At 38.8% G+C, this 18,386-nt stretch carries 13 protein-coding genes and 1 tRNA gene; 1 reads left to right on the forward strand and 13 read right to left on the reverse strand.

The features are described from left to right. Nucleotide 1: 1 nt before the first annotated feature. The 6 genes from Epro_RS03190 to Epro_RS03215 all read right to left on the reverse strand — a co-directional run bounded on the left by Epro_RS03190 (nucleotide 2) and on the right by Epro_RS03215 (nucleotide 10,773). The gene (locus tag Epro_RS03190) at nucleotides 2-1,249 is read right to left on the reverse strand and encodes a glycoside hydrolase family 2 TIM barrel-domain containing protein (RefSeq protein WP_052570523.1); all 1,248 of its coding nucleotides are present in this window, start codon (nucleotides 1,247-1,249) and stop codon (nucleotides 2-4) included. Next, a complete protein-coding gene (locus tag Epro_RS03195) occupies nucleotides 1,246-3,300 on the reverse strand; it encodes a glycoside hydrolase family 2 TIM barrel-domain containing protein (protein WP_052570524.1) in 2,055 nt (684 codons plus the stop codon). The genes Epro_RS03190 and Epro_RS03195 overlap by 4 nt, the downstream gene beginning before the upstream one ends. A gap of 42 nt (nucleotides 3,301-3,342) precedes the next feature. Next, nucleotides 3,343-3,418, reverse strand: a tRNA-Val gene (locus Epro_RS03200). 143 nt (nucleotides 3,419-3,561) lie between these two features. Further along, entirely contained in the window at nucleotides 3,562-5,529 is a 1,968-nt protein-coding gene (locus tag Epro_RS03205) for a glycoside hydrolase family 2 TIM barrel-domain containing protein (RefSeq protein ID WP_052570526.1), read from the reverse strand. A 20-nt stretch (nucleotides 5,530-5,549) separates the two neighbouring features. Then, nucleotides 5,550-7,547 (reverse strand): glycoside hydrolase family 2 TIM barrel-domain containing protein, encoded by a 1,998-nt coding sequence (locus Epro_RS03210; RefSeq protein ID WP_144412035.1) that lies wholly within the window; start codon nucleotides 7,545-7,547, stop codon nucleotides 5,550-5,552. Between the two features lie 10 nt (nucleotides 7,548-7,557). After that, the gene (locus Epro_RS03215; protein ID WP_052570529.1) at nucleotides 7,558-10,773 is read right to left on the reverse strand and encodes a hypothetical protein; all 3,216 of its coding nucleotides are present in this window, start codon (nucleotides 10,771-10,773) and stop codon (nucleotides 7,558-7,560) included. A 144-nt stretch (nucleotides 10,774-10,917) separates the two neighbouring features. Here Epro_RS03215 and Epro_RS03220 point away from each other — a divergent pair, with 144 nt between their 5' ends. Next, nucleotides 10,918-11,355 carry a CdiA C-terminal domain-containing protein gene (locus tag Epro_RS03220; protein ID WP_052570531.1) on the forward strand — a complete coding sequence of 146 codons (438 nt, stop codon included), beginning with the start codon at nucleotides 10,918-10,920 and terminating at the stop codon, nucleotides 11,353-11,355. 137 nt (nucleotides 11,356-11,492) lie between these two features. On the opposite strand, the gene Epro_RS03225 is transcribed toward Epro_RS03220, so the two are convergent. The 7 genes from Epro_RS03225 to Epro_RS03255 all read right to left on the reverse strand — a co-directional run bounded on the left by Epro_RS03225 (nucleotide 11,493) and on the right by Epro_RS03255 (nucleotide 18,347). After that, nucleotides 11,493-12,569 carry a GmrSD restriction endonuclease domain-containing protein gene (locus tag Epro_RS03225; RefSeq protein ID WP_052570532.1) on the reverse strand — a complete coding sequence of 359 codons (1,077 nt, stop codon included), beginning with the start codon at nucleotides 12,567-12,569 and terminating at the stop codon, nucleotides 11,493-11,495. A 1-nt stretch (nucleotide 12,570) separates the two neighbouring features. Further along, nucleotides 12,571-13,503, reverse strand: coding sequence for an adenine-specific methyltransferase EcoRI family protein (locus tag Epro_RS03230; protein ID WP_052570534.1), 933 nt, complete (start codon nucleotides 13,501-13,503; stop codon nucleotides 12,571-12,573). Nucleotides 13,504-13,821: 318 nt separating this feature from the next. Next, on the reverse strand, nucleotides 13,822-15,120 hold the full coding sequence (gene purB, locus Epro_RS03235) for an adenylosuccinate lyase (RefSeq protein ID WP_052570535.1): 1,299 nt from the start codon (nucleotides 15,118-15,120) through the stop codon (nucleotides 13,822-13,824). After that, nucleotides 15,121-15,726, reverse strand: a complete 606-nt coding sequence (purN, locus tag Epro_RS03240; protein ID WP_052570537.1) for a phosphoribosylglycinamide formyltransferase — start codon at nucleotides 15,724-15,726, stop codon at nucleotides 15,121-15,123. 10 nt (nucleotides 15,727-15,736) lie between these two features. Next, complete coding sequence (locus tag Epro_RS03245; RefSeq protein WP_202812884.1) at nucleotides 15,737-16,582, reverse strand: glycosyl transferase family 90; 846 nt, start codon at nucleotides 16,580-16,582, stop codon at nucleotides 15,737-15,739. Between the two features lie 119 nt (nucleotides 16,583-16,701). Continuing rightward, on the reverse strand, nucleotides 16,702-17,346 hold the full coding sequence (gene pyrF, locus Epro_RS03250) for an orotidine-5'-phosphate decarboxylase (RefSeq protein WP_082121480.1): 645 nt from the start codon (nucleotides 17,344-17,346) through the stop codon (nucleotides 16,702-16,704). A gap of 77 nt (nucleotides 17,347-17,423) precedes the next feature. After that, on the reverse strand, nucleotides 17,424-18,347 hold the full coding sequence (locus Epro_RS03255) for a dihydroorotate dehydrogenase (protein ID WP_052570542.1): 924 nt from the start codon (nucleotides 18,345-18,347) through the stop codon (nucleotides 17,424-17,426). Nucleotides 18,348-18,386: the final 39 nt, after the last annotated feature.

An 18,386-nucleotide genomic window follows, 5' to 3' on the forward strand; every position in this document is an offset into this window, starting at 1 on the left:
TTTATTTGGTTATATCGTTTTTCCAAAGCACTTCTTGATAGACGTAGTAAACATCTCTTAAGCGTCTTTCAAACGGGCTGTGTTTACCGTTTCCCTGAGAAGACATGCCAAACCATTCGTCGTGAAAAGTATTGTCGTTTTTTGGACCCGCCCACGAGCCGAGCTCAGTGTCATGAACTTTTGCAGAACCTACAAGCCACCATTTATCTAACCAGCAATAAACCACTCCGCCGACAGCGTTTCCCGCGCCGGCGTCGTTGTAGGCGCTGTTTTTTTCAATATCGCGCCACGCGCCGATATGATATTTAGACTGAAATCTTTCGTCTTCTCTTTTCAATTTTGAATTGTAAGCGTCGCAGCCGAACTCCGATATTAAAACCGGCAAATCATTATCAGTTTTTACTCTGTTAAATAAAGAACCGAATCCATATGGTCCCGAGTATTGGTTAAATCCTAAAAAATCTAAAGCGGGAGAAAATTTTTTATAGTAAGGCAAAAATTTTGTCGTTGCGTTGCAGACGCCTACCGGATGATTTTGATCTATGGACTTAATTAAAATTGCGGCTTCGTTTACAAACTTTGCGAAAGCTTCAGGGTTTCCTACGGCGTTTGTATTTGTTTTTGTAGAGTTTGCCTGCGAACCGCCGGAATCGTTTTCGTTGCCAAGCATCCACATTAAAACGTAAGGTTCGTCTTTGTGTTCTAAAACCATTTTTCGGACGCTTTCTTTCATTTTTATGCGCTGCTCTTGATTTGTGTAGTCGGTGCCAACGTCCCAATGAGCGCCGCTGCCTTTTGTGTAAGCGCCCAAATAGTTGCCCATTATAACGCGTATGCCGTATGTGTAATATAAATCTCTTAACAGATCTTTATTAATTTTTTCAGCGTGATAAATTCTTATTGTATTTACGCCCATAGCTTTTAAAAGAGCAAAATCTCCGACGGTTTTTTCGCTTATATCCTGAAAACCGTCGCCGTTTAAATCTACCCACGCGTTGTATGGTCCGTCCGCTCTTCCGTTGTAGTTAGAATCTTCCCACATCCATTCGTTTGCGTCGGGGCGCTCGCCGATTTTATCTGCGGAATAAGCCATGCCTTTTATAAAATAATCTTTATCGTCAACCGTAAGTTTCCAGTTTCCGTTGTTTGTTTTAACAAATGTTACAATAGACGTCTCGGCAAAAACAACAGAGGAAACCAAAAACAAAATCGCAATGCAAATAGAAAGCGGTCTCAAATGTTTTATCATTTTTTAACTCTGTATTTCTCCCAAAGATCTTTATACATAAAGTAAGCTTTTCTTAACTGGCGTTTAAACGGACTATTTTCTCCGTTGCCCTGCGAAGTTAAACCAAACCATTCTTCATACGCGCCGCCGTCAAGGAAAGGGCCTACCCATTGCGAAGTTATGTCGTGGGCTTTGGGGTCGTATTCCGGCGGAGGCCCGGCTTTCCACCATTCGTCGGTCCATTCAAAAATTACGCCGCCTAAAGCGTTTCCTACGCCGCCGGCAACGCCTGCGACATTTGCTTCAAGATCCGTCCATGCGCCGTAATGATAGCTTGCTTGACCTGCTTCCGCTCTTGCGGCTGTCCAATCTTTCGCGTAAGCCGGGCAGCCGAATTCCGTTACAAGAACGGGTTTTTCGTAAACGTCCATAACGTCCTGCCAAAGCGGTCCGAAACCTGCTTCGCCGCGATATGCGTTTGCGCCGTAAATATCAAGATCTGGCGCATTTTTTGCGCAGTATTCCAATAAATAAGTGTCGCCGTTACATATTGCAACGGGACGCTGCTGCGGATCTAACTCTTTAATGAGTTTAACGCACTCGTTTACAAACGCGTAATATGCGTCCGGCTGGCTTTGCGCTTGGTTGCTTGTTCCCGCAAAAACGCCCATAGTGCCGACGGTGCCGTAATTATTTTCGTTGCCGAGTATCCAAAGTAAAACGTAAGGTTCGTTTTTATAATCTTCAACCATTTTTCTAACGCTTGCAAGCATTCTTTCTTTCTGAACGGGGTCTGTGTAATCCGTTCCTTTATACCATTCCGCGCCGGAATCTACCGCATACATTCCCAGCAAATTTCCAACCATATACATAAGTCCGTAGTTTTCATAACCGTCTTTTAACAAATCTTTGTTGAAGTTAGGATAGTGGTAAAGTCTTATTGTGTTTATGCCCATTTCTTTCATGAGCGCAAAATCACCGACCGTTTTTTCGTTGGCGTCTTGTATTTCGTTTCTGTTTATATCTACCCAAGCCTCGTAAGCGCCGTCAACAATTCCGTTTTTGTTGTAATCCGCCACAGACCAGTCTCTGTCGGTATTTACGGAACCGTTATCAGGGGTAAGCCCGACGGGTGTAGGCGAATAGCATATTGAACGTATTACATAAGGTTTGCCGTCAACCGTAAGCTGAAAGTGATTATTTTCGTATTGGGTAAGTTTAACTTTTCCCGTGCCGGTAACTTTTTTAACGCCGACTTTTGAAAGGTCTATATATTTTTTCTCAAAATCTTTTTTAGCAGTTTTTACAAGTTTGCCGGGGTTAACTATAAATATGTCGTTATTTTTATCGTTGTCAAATCTGTTTTTAATTGTTACTTTTGCGCCGTCAAGTTTTACGCCGAGCTCCGGATGCATTTTTGTAAGATAGTTTATTCTGTCTATGCAGCTTGGAGCTATATACCACGGAGTTTTCCACTGAGTGTATCCTATGGATTTAGGAAAGAAAACAAGACACGCGTAATAAGCTTTTACGGCGTGCGCCCAGTTGCCGGCTTTATCTAAAGCGTAAGCCGTATAATAAAGTTTTACGCCCGGATCTTCTTTTGCAAGAGCCCATTTGTAAAAATTAACTTGTCTGTCGTCGGTGTCAACAAATTTCCATTTATCGCCTTCAAGTTTTTTTTCTTTAATGAATTTTGCGTAATCCGGAGATTTGTAAATGCTTTGCGTGTTAGGATAAATTCCCTCGCCGGACGCTTTTTTAAGCGCGTCATATTCTTTCACGACGTATTTATAATTTTCAGTGCCTGCGTTTTGGAATTCGCCGTATTTAGCGTAATCTATCCACTTGTCAGTGCCGGCGTCGTAAATAGGAAAAGGTTTCGGCGCGGCATATGTCATTGAGTTGTCAAATTTTTTTGCGGCGGTTAAAACGGATGTTATGTCTTTTTGGGGAGCTCTGTAAGTTTTAAATTCGGACGGTTGTTCTTGTTGCTGCGCCTGCGCAAAAGCATTTGCAGAGTTTGCAAGGCAAAATACGGCTGCCATTAAAAGCGATAAACTTTTTTTCATCGTATGCTCCGGTATTAAATTTTTTATTAATTGATTTGTTTTTGGTGGGCGGTGAGGGATTTGAACCCCCGACCTCTTCCTTGTAAGGGAAATGCTCTTCCAGCTGAGCTAACCGCCCGTCTGCGGATTTCTGCAAAGGTTAATTTGCGAAGTCCGCATAAAATATCAAATTTAACGAATTGTGTCAATTACTAACTTTAATAATTAGACTGTTTTTTGATGATTTTGTTACTTTATTTAAAAACGGCTTGTCATGCAAAATTATTTATTCCACAAGTCCATATACAAAAAATAAGCTTTTCTCAACTGGCGTTCAAACGGACTGTTTTTTCCGTTGCCCTGAGAAGTTATTCCATACCATTCTTCATAGCCGCCGCCGTCCAAAAATGCGCCTTGCGTTTGCAAGTGCGTGTCATGAACCGCAGGGTCTGAATCGCCTTCGGCTTTCCACCATTCGTCAACCCACTGAAATATTACTCCGCCAAGAGAATTGCCCCAGCCGCCTTCAACGCCGCCTAAATTATTCTCTATATCAGTCCAATATCCCTTGTGGTAAGACGCCTGTCCTTCTTCGGTTCTTGCAACGCTCCAGCCTTTGGCGTAAGCGGGAGTTCCGTATTCGGTAACAAGCGCGGCTTTGCCCGAAACGTTTGCAATGTCCTGCCAAATGTTTCCAAAACCCTGCTCGCCTCTGTAAGAATTAAATCCGAAAATATCTATGTCCGGAGAATTTTTGGCAAAAATATCCAAATATAACGTGTCGCCGTTATTTATTGCAACCGGTCTTTTTTGAGGGTCAAGTTTTTTTATAAGTTTTGCGGCTTTGTTTGCAAACTTATAAAAAGCTTCGGGATTTTTATTGGCGTTATTTGCCACTCCGTAATTATTTTCGTTGCCCAAAACCCACATTAAAATGTAAGGTTCGTCTTTGTAATCTTCAACCATTTTGCGAATGCTTGCAAGCATATTTTTTTGATGAACGGGGTTGGAATAATCCGTGCCTTCCGCCCACGTTGCGCCGGAATCTACGGCGTATGCGCCCAAGAAATCCGTCATCATATACATAAATCCGTATTTTTCATAACCTTCTTTCAGCGCTTCTTTATTAAGTTCATAGTGATGAAACACTCTTAAAGTATTTGCGCCCATGGCTTTTAGAAGAGCAAAATCTCCGACGGGTTTTTCGTAAGATTCCTGTTTATCGTTTCTGTTTGTGTCCACCCACGCGTCAAAAGGCGCGTCTGTTTTGCCGTTGGAATTTGCATCTTCCCACGACCAGTCTCTGTTGTTTTTCAAAGTGCCGTTTACCGGAGAAACGCCAACTTTATTGGCGTCATAACTTACGCCTTTAACGGTAAACTGTTTTCCGTCAACTATAAGCTGAAAATTATTGTTTTTATATTGAACAAGTTTTACTTTGCCTTTACCGACGGTTTTTTTGATTTTAATTTTTGACAAGTCTATAGTTTTTGTTTCAAAATCTTTCGCAGTCGCGGGCACAAGCCAGCCCGGGTCTATAATAAAAACATCGTTTTTAACGTCGTTATCGTAAACGTTTTCAATTATAATTTTTGCACCCACAAGTTTAACGCCTATTTCAGGGTGAAGAGCCGTAAGATATTTAATTCTTGAAATTGCAACCGGACTTATATACCACGGAGTTTGCCACTGTGTCCAGCCTATGGTTTTCGGGAAAAAAACCAAAATTGCATAATATGCTTTTATAGCCTGCTCCCAATTTCCCGCTCTGTCCAAAGCTACGGCGGTAAAATACTGTTTCACTCCCGGATCTTCTCTTGTTGTAGCCCATTTGTAGAAATTTGCCTGATAATCGTCGTTATTTACAAAATCCCAATATTTTCCTTCAAGTTTTTTAGAGTTTAAATATTTTTTGTATTGCGGATCATTTAAAACGTTTTGGGTATTCGGAAAAACGCCTTCGCCGCTTGCCGCTCTTAGACCTTCGGAATCGCTGATAACGTATTTGTAATCTTTTGTGCCGACATTTTGAAACTCGCCGTATTTTTGATAGTTAACCCACTTCTCGGTTCCGGCATCCGCAAGTTTAAAAGGTTTAGGAGGAACGTAAATCATTTTATCGTTAAACGCTTTTGCGCGCTTAAGCTCGTCGCTTAAAACAGCGTCGGAATTTACATCATCCGCAGCAAAAACATTTGCAGTTACGGAAAATAAAAATACCGCCGGTAAAACAATTTTTAAAAATTTCATGTTTCCTCCGATATTAACTATCAGTTTTTCACTTCATTCCAAACGTTCATATACATAAAGTAAGCTTTGCGAAGCTGGCGCTCAAACGGACTGCGTCCGCCGGAACCCTGCGACGTTATGCCAAACCATTCTTCATATGCGCTACCGTCAAGGAAAGGCCCTGCCCATTGAGAATCCGTATCGTGAATGCCTGCGTCATACTTATATCCGGCCTTCCACCATTCGTCAACCCATTCAAAAATAACTCCGCCTAACGCATTGCCTATACCGCCGGAAATTCCGCCCAAATTATCTTCAATGTCGCCCCAGTTGCCTTTATGATATGCCGCTTGAGCTTTTTCAATTCTTGCAGCGCTCCAGCCCTTGGCGTAAGCAGGGCAGCCGTATTCGGTTATCAAAACAGGTTTGCCGCCGAACTCTCTTTGAACGTCTCTCCAAATTGCGCCAAAGCCGTAATCTCCTCTGTATGCATTTGCGCCGTACACATCTATTTCGGGAGCGTATTTTGCGGCGTAATCTAACATATACGTGTCGCCGTTGCACAAAACGACAGGTCTTTTTTTCGGGTCAAGTTTTTTAATAAGTTTTGCCGCTTCGTTTACAAATTTATAGTAAGCTTCGGGCTGCTGTTGCGTTTTGTTTGCGGAACCTAAAGATTCACCCTCAACTCCAACGGAACCGTAATTATTTTCATTTCCCAAAACCCACGCCAAAACGTAAGGCTCGTCTTTGAATTCATTTACCATGTCGCGCACGCTGTCAAGCATATTTTCAATCTGCGTGTTGTCGGCGTAATCGGTTCCGTCATACCAATATGCGCCGGAATCTACGCCGTACATTCCTATAAGATTGCCGACAAGAGACATAAATCCGTAATTGTTATATCCTTCCCGCAAAAGTTTTTTATTGACGCCTTTATGATGATAAACCCTCAAAGTATTTACGCCCATAGCTTTCATTAAAGCGAAATCTCCCACGCGGTATTCGTCGCGGTCTTTTTTATCGTTTCTGTTTGCGTCCACCCAAGCGTCAAAAGGTCCGTCAATTCTGCCGTTTTTATCGTAGTCGTCAAGAGTCCAGTCTTTTAAGTTATCAAGCGTGCCGAAATCCGGAGAAAGGCCTACCTTGCTGGGGCTGTAAGAAACGGCTTTAATTGTAAAAGGTTCGCCGTTTACGGTAAGTTTAAAGTGATTGTTTTTGTATTGAATAAGTTTTACTCTGCCGGCGCCCGTTATATTTTTAACGCCGACTTTTGCAAGGTCTATATATTTTTTCTCAAAATCTTTTTTAGTAGCTTTTACAAGTTTGCCGGGATTTATTATAAAAACGTCATTTTTATAATCGTTATCAAAAACGTTTTGTATTGTAATATCTTCGCCGACAAGGCGCACGCCTATTTCGGGATAAGTTTTTGTAAGATACTTTATTTTTGCAACGCAAACCGGAGCTATGTACCATGGAGTTTGCATCTGCGTCCAACCTACGGCTTTTGGAAAAAGAACCATACACGCGTAATAGGCTTTAACGGCATGCTTATAATTTCCCGCTTTTTCCAATGCAAATGCGGCGTAATAAAGTTTGAGCCCGGGATTTTCGTCAACAGTAGCCCATTTGTAAAAATTTGCCTGATAATCGTCGGAATATATAAATTTAAATTTATCGCCGTTTAATTTTTTAACGTATTTCTTGTAATCCGGAGAGTTTAAAACGCTTTGTTGGTTAGGATAAATTCCTTCTCCGCTTGCCGCCGCCAACGCCGTGGAATTAGTTATTACGTAAGAATAATACGCAGTGCCCGTTGCTTCCATCACGCCGTATTTTGAATAATCTATCCATTCCTCATTTCCGGCGTCGTAAATTTTAAAAGGTTTTGGTTCCTCATATGTCATAGTTCTGTTAAATTCAGATGCAGATAACAATGCGTCGGTTAACTCCTGCCTGTCGGACAATTTTGCCCAAGCAGTAAAAGAAAAACCAACGGTTAGCATAAGTGTAAGAATTGTTTTCAGTGTGTTCATTGAGTCCTCGTTAATAATATAATGTTATGCTTTTTGCCAAAACGTCTCTTACTTTTTGCGCGGCTTGCGACGCAATAACGCTTCCGTTAATAATTTGTTTGCTGTTATCTTTCCAGACTATTTCTATTTTTTTAATTTTCGCGTCTTTGGAATACGTGCTTAATTTTTTAGGGTTTACATAAGTTACGTCGGTGCTGCAGAAAAGTTTAAAAGAAAACTTTCCGTCTTTTGTAAAAAACGAAGAATGTATTACGGGCTTAAATTCAAGAGAAAGCTTGCCGTTTTCAAAAGAAAAAGGTTTATCGCCAACGGTCATTCTAAGCCACATATCTATAAGCTCCGCCGCAGAACCGGACAAGCGCGCAACAAAACCTCTTCCGTGGTTTTTTGCGTCAGCAAAAGCGCTTGAACAAATGAATGAAGAATTTTCAAGTATGCTTCTGCCGTAAACTTTAGGGTCGGTAAAACAAACAAGCCCCGTTTTTATCTCTTTAAAGAATTCGTCGTAATGCCCCGACTTTAAAATTTCAAGAAGATATTTGTAAGCCATGTGCATAAAAACAGATTCGTTTTCAAGCCAGCCGGGCAAAAACACTCTTGTTCTTCCTATTTCCAAAGATTCTGGTTTTAACGATTCGTTTACTTTAAACATTCCAAGCTTCTTGTCGTAAACGTTGCTGGCTCTCATTTTCTGAATATGTTTGAGAATTGTTTCTTTATTTTTTTCGGATTTTAAATAATGAACTTCCCCTTCCAAAAACAACGGAAGCGGCGAACGTTGAAATTTTAAAACTTTAACGCACGGCAGCCCGTTTGCGTTTTTAGAATTTATCTGCCGATATTTAACGGCTTCGTATCTGAAGTATGTAAAATAGAGTCCGCTTTTCGGGTCAAGAGCTTTTTTCAAGCCTTCGTTTATTTTTTTAATTCCCGCGTTTAAAAACAAAATTATGTCTTGAGCGTTGAAAGTTTTTTCCGCTCCCGATATACCCGTAAAAACTTTAGCGCGGTAATTTTCTTTAAGCGTTTCGGCTTCATTCCAAAAACTAAAAGCGTCAAGTTTTGTATTGAGAAGTTTAGCCAAACCGTAAACAAGTCGCGCCGTTTCTTCTGGAATTGAAACTTTTTCCGACGGATTTTTTTCAAGAACGCTTTTAAAGTATTCAATAAATCTTTTAAGCTCAAAAGTTTCGCATACCGACGAGCCGAATATTCCGGGAAGTCCGTTAAGAGAATCATACCAGCCCGGCTTGTCCGATTCCATTTCTATGCCTATTCCGTCGGGGTCAAGGCAGGAAAGTTTTACGGAAATCATCGTTAAAAATTTTGAGGCAAGATTATTTTGATATACGCTGCCTGTGCCGTTTTTTGTTCTTAAAGCGTTGGGGTTAACTTTTCGGGATTTAATTAAAGCCGTTTTCTCGTCGCTTTTTACAACGGCTGCGTATCTTCTAACTTTACCGTCTGAAGTCAAAACGTGTTTTTTATCCCTTGGAACAACGTAATGATTGCAATCGTAATACGTATAAGTTTTATCTTTAAAAACTACGTCGCTTTCTTTTTCCGGATAAATTGCAAGGAAGCTGTCTAATAAATCTAAATTATACGTCCAATGATCTACCCAAAAACCTTCTCCGTGTTCCGCGTCGTTTATAACCTGCGCGTTAACTACGGCTTTGGCTACAAACTCTTCAAGCGATACTTTTATCTTGATTTTTTCGCCGGTCAAAAACATGGCAAGCTGCCCGGGTTCAAAACCTTTTTTGAAAAACTCTTCAACTTTCTTTTTATCGGAATTATTTACAATCTGCGCGGCAATATTTTTGTAATAAGGGTTTTTAACGTCAATAATGTAGTAAGCGCCTTTTACCACAAGCGGATTGTTTGCGTCTATTTGTATAAGGTTATAAAAAATCTTTACCGCGCTTGCGCCCATTTTAGGATTAAAGAAAATATCTTTTCTTCTGTTTTGATTTACATCGCGAAAATTTCCGTTGCCTTGAGAATAATAGTTCGGCGAAACCTGAAACTCGTTGTAATCTCTTTCAAGGTCGCCGTGCTTTCTTGAATACACATAATAAGACGCGGATTTATCGCCGTCTTTAAAAGTTATCGGATACCCGCCTCTCATAACGTTGTCAAGATAAGTTTGGCGGATATATTTGTCAAAATTATTTGACGCGGATTTTGTCGCCACGTTATCGGTAATAGAGTTAATAAGTTTTTTATTGTCCGCAATTTTATTTTCAAAATATTTCGGCGTAGCCTTGTTAACAAAAGCATTCAAAGCCGCAACGCTTTCAATATGCCCCGCCGCAGAGTAAAGAGTAAAACTTTTTTTAGCCGCAAGTTTAACCGAGGCGTAACTAAACGCGCACGGATATTTATTGTCGGCAAACTGATGTTTGGGATATTGAAATTTCTTATCGTAAGAGAAGAATTCCCTAGGATATTCAAAACTTAAATCGCTTCCGAACAAAACCTGCGGGTCTATTATAACGCCTGCTTTTTTTTCAGATTTTCCGTCCGAAACTTTTCCGAAATAAAAATTTCCCTCGTGAATTTCAACAACTTCCGCGCTGTCTGCGGTATCTACTCTTAAACGAAAAAACGGATTTCCGGTTTTTTCAAAATTATCCACAGTAGTCCAAGCCTGAATTGTGGTGCTCATAAATTTCTGCGCCCACTGGCTTACAAAGTAAGGAATAAGTTTCGGCATACCGTCGGCAATTTCTATTTCAAGATTTGCTTTTGAGATATTTTCCACGTTCACGCTTCTAAGCAGCGCGGCGACGGGCTCGTTGGGAAGAGTCGCGTATCTGACGGTTATTTTTATTCCCAATGTTTCGTTTACTTCTTCAATAGACATATCCGACGACGTTATAAACATTGTCTGTTTAACGGGGTAACATGGGTTTACTTTAAACGCTTCGTAATTTATTGTTTTGCCGGATTTTTTTATTTTAAGAAAAGTTCTAAAACCTAAAGTTGAAACAAGCGTGTAGGCGGTATTTGCGGGATAAAATTCCATTATCGCCTGATTTTTATTTTTTATGCCGAATGTAGAAACGCCCTGCGCGCGGTTGACGTAATACGCCCACATGGGTATGCCCTTAAGCCCTGCAATTCCCGGGAAGAAACTTGCAAAAGAAGGAGCCGCATTATAATTTTCAATAACAAACGTTCCGTCGTCTTTTAAATAGTAATTAACTTTTTGCCCGCTCATTTTACACCTCATAATATAAATTAAGATTTATTTACTATGCAATTAAAATCAACTTGTAAATTATAGCAAAAATAATTATGCAAATTCTATGATAAAGCTAAAAAAACAATGGTAAAAATACCATTTTTTATACTAATTAGGAGCATGATAGGCAAACATTTAAATTACCAAGTAAAATTTATTATAATTTTGTTTATGAAAAAACTCGGACGAATTATTATTCCGTTAAAACATTTGCCTCAACAACATGAGTTGGAAACGGCTCAATTCTTTGCTAATCATGGAAAAATAGTTGAATTTATTATGCCAAACCGTTCCAAAGGTATAAAAAATGCCGATATAAAAATGGATTCTATTTTATGGGAAATTAAATCTCCGTTTAATGACAGCCAACGCACAATAGAACATCTTTTAAGAAAAGCTCTTAAACAATCTAAAAATATTATCTTTGATTTGCGCAGACTCAAGGTATCAGATGCTAAATGTATTACCCAAATAAAATATCAGTTTAAACTTATTAAAGGTATAAACCGTATAATTATTATTACAAAGTATCACAATATTCTTGACTTTAAGAAATGATTTTACTATACTTCCACTCAAGAGGGCGTCACCTTTGCTGGATAGCTTAGGTCACGCCTTCACTTTTTATAAACCCAGTAAAATTTTAACACATTCATTTTAAGCATTGACGGAGCGCAAAAGTTGCGCTTCGTTTTTTAAATCCCTGATTTTCTGCGGTTACAATCCTTGCAAAGCATTTGGCAATTTACAGAAGTCGTCTTACCGCCTTCATGCCAAGGAGTAATATGGTCTGCTTCCATTTCATTTATTTCAAAATGGGTTTTGCATTTCTGACAAATACCTTTTTGCTTCTCATATACTTCGCGTTTTTGATTATCTGTAAATGAACGAATGTTTAAATATTTTTCTTCGCCGCTTAAAACATAAGGATAAATCCCTGATTTTTTTGTAACATCATCATCCATCATTAGCTTGACAATTTCTTTTTCTAACTCATTAGCATCTAATTTTTTATCTTTATAATTATTATAAAGCTCTCCCCAAGCCACTCCTTTCATTTCTTTTCTGTATTTTGGAAATATGATTTTTACCCAATTAATAACATTTTGAAAATACAGCCATAACTCGTTTGCATTTGAATCGTGTTGATGATTTGACATATAAGCTTCAATACTTCTTTTAGAAATCCAACTGATAGCTGTTTCCAAATATTCTTGACGATTTGCCGAACCGCTTAAATAATCATCTCCAATTTTTGGACGACTGTTTTTAGAAAAATATCTTTTAGCGTCAGAAATCCACGAACCTGCATATACTGCATTTCTCAATTCTTGTTCCGTCAGTTTTTCCCCTGCAATATTTATAGTTTCAAACCATTTCAATTTTTCGGAATCCGAACCGCTGCAAATATAAACCATCAATTTATAATTTAAAATTTTCTCTTTTTCGTCATCTTGTAAACTGTGAAAATATTTAAACATATAAGAAAAATCGCCATTGACATATTGGCAAACGGAAATCGTTCTTTGCTGACCGTCTATAACCTCGTAATTTCCGTCTTCACGAACTGACCAATACATAACATTTAAAGGGAAATCTTTTGTAATTGTATCAATAACCGCATCGCGCTGCTTATCTTTATAAATAAATTCTCGTTGATAAGGTGGGCGAATATCTAATTTGCCACCAAACCCTACAACTCCGTTTTCGGCATTGTCTTTATAACCATTTGATAATTCTTTAACAGTGATTTCTTTAAGTTCTATTTTCATTTTAGCTTGCTCCTATTCTTTTGTTTCTAATATAAATTCTTCGATATAAAGTTTTACCGTTTACAACATTATCCAAATTTCCCAATATCCCCCAATGATCCAATTGTATAATCTCAAACTGTTCAGGGTTATATTTATCAAGAAAAGTTATTGGTACGCCCATAACGCCTGAATAATCAACAGGGATATTGGCTGTTTTTGAAACTTCAATGGCGTCATAATTATCATAATTGGGATAATCTGTTGTGTTGTATCTTTTATAGAGAATTAAATCTTCGTGACGCTTTGTAGTGTCAAGATTTGTAAACCAAAAACTTCTCGCTCCTTCAGCAAGACCATTATTAGTATTAAACCAACGAACGCAATTATACCCAAGCCATACTTTATTTTCTTTAATTAATTTAAATATTTCTTTATAACTAATAGAATTATTATTTCCAATAATCAAAAATTTCTTATTGTATTCAACAAGTTGAGCGACATATTCTCTAAAAAGAGAAAACGGTGGGTTTGTTACTACGATATCTGCTTGTTTTAACAGTTCAATGCATTCTTCACTTCTAAAATCTCCATCACCTTTTAGGCATTTTATTCCAATTTCTAATGGATCAGGGACATTGTTCCCGTTTTTATCACCGTAATACTCTAAATAAATGGCTTTTTCAGAGTTATTTTTACTGAATAAATCCATATCTTGATTTTTATAACAGATAGCAATGAGTTTTTTTAATTTGAATTTTTCAAAATTGTAGGAAAAGAAATGGAAGAAATTACTTACTCGCGGGTCGTCGCAATTGCATAAAACAACTTTATCTTTAAATTGCCCTTTATAATGTTTAAGTTCTTTTTCTATATCAGAAAGTTGAGTATAAAATTCATCATTTTTGGCATTTTTGGCATTGTGGAGATTGGAATTTAAGTTCTTGGAAGCCATATTGTCCCCTCTGTGTGTAATTTGGTATTGGGGACAAAAAAAACGGCGAACTTACCCATGATGTCTTACTCCCATGAATAAAGTTCGCCGTAGGTCGCCCTATGTCAAAATGACATAGGACTCCCTATATGAGGCGAACTTTTTTGGGGTAAGACATTGTCTATGCTTTCACATAGACAGGATTGGGGCATTACCCCAACACCAAAAAAGTATCAAGTTATTTAAGCGTTTTTCAACACCGACATTTACTAATATTCCCTTTTATTTTTTTATCTTTTAAAATAACAAACAAAAACAGCTTGCTGTTTTTATTACTTGTTACTTGTTCTTAAACGTTCTTTTAAAAATATAATTTACATTTTTATACTGCTGGTTTAAATCGCAGTCTCTTTTAATTTCTGCGGCGGAAAGATATTTTTTAATATCCGGACTATTCAAACAAACTTCTTCAAGAGAAACTTTACCGGCTCTTGCGGCAAATGCCGCAGCCTGCACCATAGCGTAAGCGGCTTCTCTTGAAAGACCTTTGTCAACAAGAGAAAGAAGCAAAGTTCCCGAAAAAATTACGTCTTTTGTTTTATTGAGATTTGCCGTCATATTTTCAGGGTAAACGTTAAGCCCTTCCAAAAGATACTGCATTCTTTTAAGCATATAATGCGCAACCGTTGAAGCGTCGGGAAGCATTATTCTTTCCGTGGAGGAATGACTGATATCTCTCTCGTGCCATAACGCACAGTTTTCAAGCGCAGTTACCGCGTATCCGCGGAGAAGTCTTGCAAGTCCGCAAATATTTTCTGAAATTATCGGGTTTCTTTTGTGCGGCATTGCGGAAGAACCTTTCTGACCTTTTGTAAAAGGCTCTTCGGCTTCGGCAACTTCGGTTCTTTGCAAATGTCTTATTTCTACCGCAATTCTTTCAAGCGCCGCGCCAAGCTGCGCTATTGTTGAAAAATAAACGCTGTGTCTGTCGCGGGGAACTATCTGCGTGGAAACAGGCTCGGGCTTTAATCCTAATTTTTGGCAAACGTATTTTTCTACCCGAGGGTCTAAATGCGCCATGGTGCCTACGGCTCCGGAAATTTTTCCGTAACTTACGGTTTCAAGGGCAAATTTTAATCTTTCAACCGTTCTTTGAATTTCCGTGTACCAACCTGCGACTTTTAAGCCAAACGTTGTTGGTTCGGCGTGCACGCCGTGAGTTCTTCCCATTATCGGCGTCATCTTATATTTTTTTGCGAGTTTTGCAAGTATTACGGCAAGCTTTTTTGTTTCGTCTATCAAAAGAATAGTCGCCTGTCTCATTTGAGCGCCGGTGGCGGTATCAAGCACATCGGAAGACGTCATTCCCAAATGCAAAAATCTTCCGGCGGGGCCTGTGGTTTCAACAACCGCAGATAAAAAAGCTATAACGTCGTGCTTAACGGTAAGCTCTATCTCGTTAATTCTTGCAACATTTATTTTTGCTTTTTTCTTAACGGTATCAACCGCTTTTTTAGGAACCGCGCCAAGCTTAGACATGGCTTCCGCAGCAAAAATTTCAACATTTAACATCTGCTGAAATCTGTTTTCGTCAGACCAAATAGCCGCCATTTCCGGCTTTGTGTATCTTGGAATCATTTACTTTTCCGCCTTTTCCATATTTTCAATTACTTTTTTTATAGCTTCGGGATAAATCTGATGTTCTATTGCTAAAACTTTTTTCGCAACAGCCTGAGAAGTATCTTTCGGCAGCAGTTCAACTTCACGCTGTAAAATTATTTTCCCCGTATCGTAAGTTTCGTCGGCAAAATGAACCGTTGCGCCGGATTTCGTTTCTTTTGCAGACACAACGGCTTCATGCACGTGATGACCAAACATTCCCTGCCCGCCGTATTTAGGAAGCAGCGCCGGATGAATATTTAAAATTTTTTCCGGATAAGCGTCTAAAATATTTTTGCCGATAATTCTCATATATCCGGCAAGACAAATTAAATCAGCTTCTGCTTCTTTAAGTTTTTTCAAAATATCCGCGTTATAAGTTTTGTCGTCGCTGTAATAATTTCTTTCTATGCAAAAAACTTTTATTTTTTCTTTTTCGGCGCGCTCCACGGCATAAGCGGTAACATTATTTGAAACGACAAGCGCAACTTTCGCAAGCCCTTTCAAAATTCCTTTTTTTGTAGAATCTATTATAGACTGCATATTAGACCCGCCGCCGGAAACCAAAACCGCAATTCTTATCATATAAATATCCTTAAGAGAGTTGTCCTGTTTGTTTAAAATATTTTTCCAGCACTAAAACCGAAATTAAATCTTCGCGTTTTTTATCTTTAAACTGCTTTACCCATTGGTGCGCGTTTTCTACTATTTTAATAGCTTCGCTTGTGTTGCGCATGTAATATTCCAAACGTTCCTGCAAGTCTGAATAATCTTGTTTTATTTCAATATAGTGGACGTTCGCAATTAAGCGCCCTTCCATATACCACGTTTCATACTTAGGTTTCGGCATTACCGCTATGGAATTTGAAGACATTACCCATTTTAAATTACTCGCTACGTCGTTGCCTTCAAGACATAAAATAAATTTATAATCCATATGCTCATCGTAAGTCATTCTTTTTACAAGCCACTCGGGATGTAAATCGCTGACGTTTACTTTGCCTAAATCGCACATGGGATGTCCGAAATATTTCTCATAAAAAATCGCTCTGTTAGCCTGCCATACCGCGCATCTTCCGACAAGCATATTTTTTTTTGCTTCAAACTTTTTCTTATCTTTAACAAAAACAAAGTGATGCGATTTATCTAAATTTAAAAGAACGTTATTTATATTGCCGTCGTCAAGAGGGCGGCTTTTTGTTATAGCCGGAGTTTCAACGTTCCAGTTAACATCGCCGAAACTAAAAGCCATTTTAAGATTTTTTTGAAAATATCTTGTATATTCGTACGAATCAAAGAAATAAGCGCTGTTGCGCTGTCCCGTATATTTGAATTTGCTCAAAGGTTTCATATTTCCGTCAATTTTTGCGACGCCGAGTTTATTGTAATAATTTACTCTGTCAAAAATATATTCGCGATCGTATTTATCTAATCGCGCCAAAATGCGTTTATAATAAATATTGCATACAAATTTCGGAGTCAAATATCTGACGACGCTTTTTATATAAAATACAAACTTACTGTTATTATATTTATACCTGCCGAACAAACTCATTATTTTTACAATCCCTTTATGCTTTCATAAATAGCTTTCGCCGCTTCCGCAGGGTTTGAAGCTTCCAAAATCGGTCTGCCTACAACTATAAAATCCGCTCCGTCTTTTACCGCAAGCTCCGGAGTGGCTACTCTTTTTTGATCGTCGTCGACTTTTGCCGGTCTTATTCCCGGAGTAACAACCTGAAAATCTTTTCCGCATTCTTTTTTTATAAGCGCTATTTCAAGAGGCGACGAGATAACCCCGTCAACTCCGCAAAATTTAGAAAGCTTCGCTCTTTTTATTACTTCTTCAGGCGAAGTTGCTTGGCTTGTTAAAACGGTTACCGCCCAAATCTTTGGTCTGTTTTCCACAGACACCGCAGCCTTAAGCATTTCTTCCCCGCCGACGGAATGCACGGTTAAACTGTAAACGCCGAGTTCTTTTGCGGATTCTACGGAACGTTTAACGGTTGCCGGAATATCATGAAATTTTAAATCAAGAAAAATTTCTTTTCCGTTGTCTTTAATCATCTTGATTATTTCTTTTCCGGACTGCAAAAAAAGTATGGGGCCGACTTTATAAATATCTATATATTCGCTTGTGTCTTTAACAAGTTTTTCGGCTTTCTTAAAATTGTAAACGTCAAGCGCTAAAATAGTTTTCTTCATACTAATAATCCCTTTATTTTTTTATCTGTCACTGCATATCATAGACCCCGCAACTTCACACAGGGTGACACGCTATGCTAACATGCATTGCGCGTTGTATTCAAAAACCCTATTATTTCTTTTACGGATTTAACTTTCTTTTCTTTTAAGATGTTTTCTATACCGTCAATAACTTTTATCAAATTTTCCGGAGAAACCAAACTTGCCGTGCCTACGCTTACAAGCGTTGCGCCGGCAAGAAGAAATTCAAGAGCGTCTTCGCCCGTCATTATTCCGCCGCAACCGATTATCGGGATTTTTATATTTTGATATGCGTCGTAAACGCATCTGACAGACATCGGCTTTACGCATGCGCCGGACATTCCGCCTTTTACGGTAGAAAGTTTCGGTTTAAAAGTTTTCACGTCTATCGCCATGGCAGGATAAGTGTTTGCAAGCGTTACCGCGTCTGCGCCTGATTTTTGCGCGGCTAAAGCAAGTTCGGAAATATCCGTTACAAGCGGCGACAACTTTGCAATAACCGGAACTTTTGAAACTTTTTTAACGCCCTTTATAACATCCTGCATCAAGGGCAAATCGTGGCATACTATTTTCTTTTTTAGATTAGGACAAGACAAGTTAAGTTCTATCCCGTCAATGCCTTTAAATTTGGATAATATTTTTACGGTTTCAATATATTCGTTTAACGCGGCGCCGGCAACGCTTACAATAACAGGCACGCCTATTTTTTTCAAATTCTCAAGAGGTTCTTCAACAAAAGCTTTAACGCCTATATTTTGTAAACCTATTGTGTTAAGCATTCCGCCTTCAACTTCAGCAATTCTCGGTTGAGCATTGCCGGGTTTTGGTTCAAGCGTAATAGTTTTAGTAACAATACCGCCGAGCTTTTTTAAAGAAATCAAATCCGCAAGCTCATAGCCATAACCAAAAGTCCCCGACGCCGTAAGCACGGGATTTTTTAACTTTATTCCTGCAAAATTTATGTTTAAATTTGGTTTCATTTTAATTCAATATCCTATTTATCTGTTATCCTGAACTCG

It is taken from the genome of Endomicrobium proavitum (assembly GCF_001027545.1).
In the GTDB taxonomy this organism is placed as follows: domain Bacteria; phylum Elusimicrobiota; class Endomicrobiia; order Endomicrobiales; family Endomicrobiaceae; genus Endomicrobium; species Endomicrobium proavitum.

Excerpts from the sequence above, each read along its gene's own strand:
- Epro_RS03190 (WP_052570523.1), bottom strand. The coding sequence starts at position 1,249 with ATGATAAAACATTTGAGACCGCTTTCTATTTGCATTGCGATTTTGTTT.
- Epro_RS03195 (WP_052570524.1), bottom strand. The coding sequence starts at position 3,300 with ATGAAAAAAAGTTTATCGCTTTTAATGGCAGCCGTATTTTGCCTTGCA.
- Epro_RS03205 (WP_052570526.1), bottom strand. The coding sequence starts at position 5,529 with ATGAAATTTTTAAAAATTGTTTTACCGGCGGTATTTTTATTTTCCGTA.
- Epro_RS03210 (WP_144412035.1), bottom strand. The coding sequence starts at position 7,547 with ATGAACACACTGAAAACAATTCTTACACTTATGCTAACCGTTGGTTTT.
- Epro_RS03215 (WP_052570529.1), bottom strand. The coding sequence starts at position 10,773 with ATGAGCGGGCAAAAAGTTAATTACTATTTAAAAGACGACGGAACGTTT.
- Epro_RS03220 (WP_052570531.1), top strand. The coding sequence starts at position 10,918 with ATGATAGGCAAACATTTAAATTACCAAGTAAAATTTATTATAATTTTG.
- Epro_RS03225 (WP_052570532.1), bottom strand. The coding sequence starts at position 12,569 with ATGAAAATAGAACTTAAAGAAATCACTGTTAAAGAATTATCAAATGGT.
- Epro_RS03230 (WP_052570534.1), bottom strand. The coding sequence starts at position 13,503 with ATGGCTTCCAAGAACTTAAATTCCAATCTCCACAATGCCAAAAATGCC.
- purB (WP_052570535.1), bottom strand. The coding sequence starts at position 15,120 with ATGATTCCAAGATACACAAAGCCGGAAATGGCGGCTATTTGGTCTGAC.
- purN (WP_052570537.1), bottom strand. The coding sequence starts at position 15,726 with ATGATAAGAATTGCGGTTTTGGTTTCCGGCGGCGGGTCTAATATGCAG.
- pyrF (WP_082121480.1), bottom strand. The coding sequence starts at position 17,346 with ATGAAGAAAACTATTTTAGCGCTTGACGTTTACAATTTTAAGAAAGCC.
- Epro_RS03255 (WP_052570542.1), bottom strand. The coding sequence starts at position 18,347 with ATGAAACCAAATTTAAACATAAATTTTGCAGGAATAAAGTTAAAAAAT.